Origin of the sequence: Neokomagataea anthophila (assembly GCF_018122595.1) — a bacterium.
GTDB lineage: Bacteria > Pseudomonadota > Alphaproteobacteria > Acetobacterales > Acetobacteraceae > Gluconobacter > Gluconobacter anthophilus.
Map to the genome: position 1 here is coordinate 1 of NZ_JAGRQH010000076.1, position 257 is coordinate 257.

1 pseudogene is annotated in these 257 nt (G+C 49.0%); it reads left to right on the forward strand.

Annotation, left to right across the window (positions count from 1 at the left end):
- Positions 1 to 5 precede the first annotated feature (5 nt).
- Positions 6 to 257, forward strand: a pseudogene (locus KB213_RS12145) (transketolase); the annotation flags it as partial.

A 257-nucleotide genomic window follows, 5' to 3' on the forward strand; every position in this document is an offset into this window, starting at 1 on the left:
GTTTCATCAACTACGGCGCAACTTTCATGATGTTCATGGAATACGCCCGTAACGCAGTCCGTATGTCGGCGCTGATGGGCATTCAAAACATCTTCGTTTATACCCATGACTCTATCGGTCAAGGTGAAGATGGTCCAACGCATCAGCCAGTTGAGCAATTAGCTAACCTACGTATGACGCCAAATATGGCTGTATGGCGCCCATGTGATGCGGCAGAAACGGCGGTTTCTTGGAAAGCTGCGATTCAACGTCGCAAT